Annotated in this window: 4 protein-coding genes and 1 pseudogene; 2 read left to right on the plus strand and 3 right to left on the minus strand. The window is 45.7% G+C overall.

The features are described 5' to 3' along the window. Positions 1-114 (plus strand): annotated as a pseudogene (locus tag ACWA6V_RS18945) (Fe-S biogenesis protein NfuA); the annotation flags it as partial. A gap of 73 nt (positions 115-187) precedes the next feature. Here the strand turns inward: ACWA6V_RS18945 and ACWA6V_RS18950 are convergent. Genes ACWA6V_RS18950 through ACWA6V_RS18960 form a run of 3 tightly spaced genes read right to left on the minus strand, consistent with a single transcriptional unit; the run spans position 188 to position 2,881 of the window. Further along, positions 188-1,573 (minus strand): TonB family protein, encoded by a 1,386-nt coding sequence (locus ACWA6V_RS18950; protein WP_449523958.1) that lies wholly within the window; start codon positions 1,571-1,573, stop codon positions 188-190. A gap of 16 nt (positions 1,574-1,589) precedes the next feature. Beyond that, positions 1,590-2,108 (minus strand): hypothetical protein, encoded by a 519-nt coding sequence (locus ACWA6V_RS18955; protein ID WP_449523959.1) that lies wholly within the window; start codon positions 2,106-2,108, stop codon positions 1,590-1,592. Next, positions 2,108-2,881: a substrate-binding periplasmic protein gene (locus tag ACWA6V_RS18960; protein WP_449523960.1), complete on the minus strand. Its 774-nt coding sequence runs from the start codon at positions 2,879-2,881 to the stop codon at positions 2,108-2,110. The genes ACWA6V_RS18955 and ACWA6V_RS18960 overlap by 1 nt, the downstream gene beginning before the upstream one ends. A 230-nt stretch (positions 2,882-3,111) precedes the next feature. On the opposite strand from ACWA6V_RS18960, the gene ACWA6V_RS18965 reads away from it, so the two are divergent. Then, on the plus strand, positions 3,112-3,709 hold a 598-nt coding region (locus ACWA6V_RS18965; RefSeq protein ID WP_449523961.1), incomplete at its 3' end, for a TonB-dependent receptor plug domain-containing protein.

Genomic DNA, 3,709 nt, shown 5'->3' on the forward strand with positions numbered 1-3,709 from the left:
GTAGCGATTACCTTGAAGCAGGGTATTGAAGTACAGTTGATGGATAAGTTGCCTGAATTAAAAGGCATCCGCGATGTGACCGACCATACGGATCGCTCTAACGCGTATATGTAATCTGGCTCGATGGGCAGACAAAAAAATACCACCTCCAGGGGCGGTATTTTTTTGTCTTCAATTTGTAAATCAATCAAATTTCCTCGCGCCAGGGTTTTTGGGCGGTATAGCTGGCGAGTTGTTGTTCGAGAATTTGCACCGGTAGTTTCAAATCCTGTGCATCTTCCAGAGCTTCTTTTTGCCATTTAATGGCTTGTTTGAAATCATTGTTTTCAGCGGCGACAGCTGCCAGTGTTTGGTAATAGCTTTGTTTATCCAAATAATTTTTCTCTACACCATTTAAATATTCACTGGCTAATTTGCCGTCGCGACGTTTAGTGTCCGGGTGAGTGGCCAATATCCAGGCATAGCGAACCTTAGCTGCTTTGTTTGCGTTGGCTGCACGTGCCAGCCAGTAGAATCCTTTATCTTCATTTTTTTCAAACCGTGCGCCACTAAATGATTCAATTGCCAGCATATATTGCGCATCGGTCACACCTGCCTTTGCAGCCTTGAGCAGCCACCCCATACTCTGGCTGCTGTCCTGGGTGCACATATTTCCGTAAAGCACATTGCGGCCGAGAAAATAGCTCGCCACGCCGCTACCCTGGTTGGCGGCTTCTATGTACCACTGATTGGGGTTGTCAGTGAGTTTGTAGTCACTGGCAAATGAGGGGACTGCCTCTAAAAAGTAGGCAAAACCCAGTTTGTCTTTATCGGAACCTGTCTCTGCCTTTTGGCGTTGTTCGGCAATAACTTTATCCAGTTTCTTTTTGTCATAGTGCGCCCCCTCCATTTCAAAATTAAATCGCATCCTGATGCCATTAACAGCTACAGGTTTGTTGTTAATCTTCATTGGCTCGAATTGAAACTGGCGAAGCGCTTTAATGGCGGCTCTTTCAAACGATTTTGATACGGAATAGGTGGGGACTTGGTCGCGAGTAATACCGTGTTTATCAATAGTGAAGACGACATCGACAAATCCGGACGCATTCTGCCTGAGCATTTCAGTGGGGTAGGTAGGGGTGACTCGTTTGGTCGCTCGTTGGTCTTTAACGCTTAATGTTTTTCCCGTAAAAGCAGGCGTCAATTTTTGTTCTATGGCGGCGTCACTGTATTGGCTAAATATTTTTTTATATTCTGCCTCTGCCAGTTTTTTATCTGCATCGTTCATGCGCGTAAAAATTTTATTGTGGATCGCTGATTCGTCGTGATCTGCTGCCTGTACTGCGAGAGCCATCCATGCGTAAGCTGTGATTACGTTTTTAGTTACGTGTTCGCCGCGATAATACATGACCCCAATATTATTTTGCGCATCGTAATCGCCATACTGGGCAGCTTCAAAAAATTCTTTATACGCCTTTTCAAAATCTTTGGCTTCGTAGTAACTCATCCCCAGCTCAAAATCAGCATGGGTGGAGGTGGAAAATAGCGAAAATATTATTCCAGTGGTCAATAGTATTTTATGTGCGGTGCGCATTTGATGCTCCTTGCAATTACTGTGGCAGGTATTCAAGTGTTTGAATTTTTATTGGCGAAAAACGGCTAACAATCTTTAAGGTGCTTATTTGATCGTATAGGTCGGTACTTATTATTTCTCCGTTCAGTGTGGTAGTAATTTGGTTGTTATCGTTCCAGCTCAATATGAGGGTGTTAGTGTTGCTCCAGGTAGCTTCTTTTTCAAAGTACTTGATGTGGAAATCCGAGCTGCTTTTTTTATAGTTGATAGCGACTAAATGCCCCGATGTGCAGTTTTCATCGCGGAGCGTCACGCGTGCCACTGCATAACTTATATGTCGGGGTTTTCCATCAAAAAGCTGGAATTCCGCGTTGGCTTGCTGGGGTAAGGTGAATGTGATTTTAACACCACTCTGTCCGATGGGGATGCGGGTCTCCCATTCAGAAATCTCTAGTGGTGTGACAATGACAGTCGGGGATAAAGAGGTGGATGTGCAGGCTAATGAAAAGATACACGCTGAGCTGAAGGTGAAAATTTTTAATAATCGATATGACATCATGGTTCCCTGTTGGTGTCTGAGAGGATGCGATCATACTCTCCCGCCTCCTTTATCATCAACAAGCCCTTATCCAACTGCTCCGCCAACCATCTCGCTCTTGGGCTTTTGTGTGAGAAGGCGACATACACATCGCCGTGGTGATTCAAAAAACGTTTATCAAAAATAGCGTCATCCAATTTCATTTCTTTCAATGCGTACTCTGCTTCGCGATCAAACATCACGGCGGCATCAATGCGTCCCTGTTTTAGCATGCGAATAATTTGCGACTGTTGTGATACTTGCACTTCCGTAAAGCGGTGGCGGTGGTTTTCGTAAATATCGCCGTATTCGTAATCACGGATAACGCCGACGCGGAATTTGTCGGGGATATCGGTAATAGATTTTATTTTTGGATGTGTACCCGGAATAAAAAACCAGTAGGACTCCACCGTCAGCAGGGGAACCCGTCCAAAAATATATTTATCTTTGGTGGTTGATTGCAGGGTGACGTTGTAACCGCCGTCGATTTTCCCGGATTGTAAGTCATGCAGAACCCGTGCGTAGGGCAATACCCGGAACGCAGGTGTAAGGCCGGTTTTGGCAAAAGCGGCCTTGATCAGGTTGGTGGATATGCCTTGTCCATGCGCGTTGGAATAGGGTGGCCAGGAGTCTTCAGCGCCCAGATGCACACGGATTGAATCATCCGTTGATCCCGTTGTTGGCGGTTCAGCCTGAACCTGTATTGCCAGTAAACACAGCAATAGCCATGCGAACGCCCGGGATTTATGCATTGGTTAACACCTCCTAACTTGGCATGGCTGGCAATATCAGCGGCAAAGACTAATCGCATTTAGTTATATGATCAATAAGTCAAATGACAGTCATTGTTAATTGCAGGCGATTTTGATGTCGGCAACTATTTTCTCAAATGAGAATTATTATTATTGCAGATGATAATAGTTATCTATATTATGCGCGTCTGAATCCTCTTTGCGTATTTGTACTATTACAAGGGCTTGTCATGACCATACTCAAATCTACCTCTTCACACATTATTTCCAAAAAACGCGCTACTTCCGTGCAGTTAACGGCAACTGCGCTGTCATCCGCCATATTGTTGGCATCGGCAGGCACTATGGCTGCTGAAGAAGCGAAAGAAACCAAAGCACTCAATACCGTTAAAGTTGAGGCGGATGCGATTGAGTCAGCCTACAAAGCCGAAAAGGCCAGCTCTCCCAAATTTACCCAACCGTTGGTGGATACCCCGCAAACCATCGTGGTTGTGAAGAAAGAGTTATTCCAGCAGCAGGCTGCTACTACTCTGAGTGAAGCTCTGCGCAATACCCCTGGCATCACTATGTTGATGGGTGAGAACGGTAATACCGCCACTGGCGACTCAATTTTTATGCGCGGCTTTGATACCCAAGGCAGTATTTATGTAGATGGTATCCGCGACCTGGGCAGCATCAGCCGCGATACCTTTAATACCGAACAAGTGGAAATTGCCAAAGGCCCTGCCGGTGTTGATAACGGCCGTGGTGCAGCCTCGGGTTACGTCAACCTCAGTTCCAAAATGGCTAATCAGGAAGATGCAATTACCGGCAACGTGACCGGCGGGA

This window comes from Cellvibrio sp., from assembly GCF_053579595.1.

Coding starts and splice junctions, on each gene's coding strand:
- ACWA6V_RS18955 (WP_449523959.1), bottom strand. CDS start 2,108: ATGTCATATCGATTATTAAAAATTTTCACCTTCAGCTCAGCGTGTATC.
- ACWA6V_RS18950 (WP_449523958.1), bottom strand. CDS start 1,573: ATGCGCACCGCACATAAAATACTATTGACCACTGGAATAATATTTTCG.
- ACWA6V_RS18960 (WP_449523960.1), bottom strand. CDS start 2,881: ATGCATAAATCCCGGGCGTTCGCATGGCTATTGCTGTGTTTACTGGCA.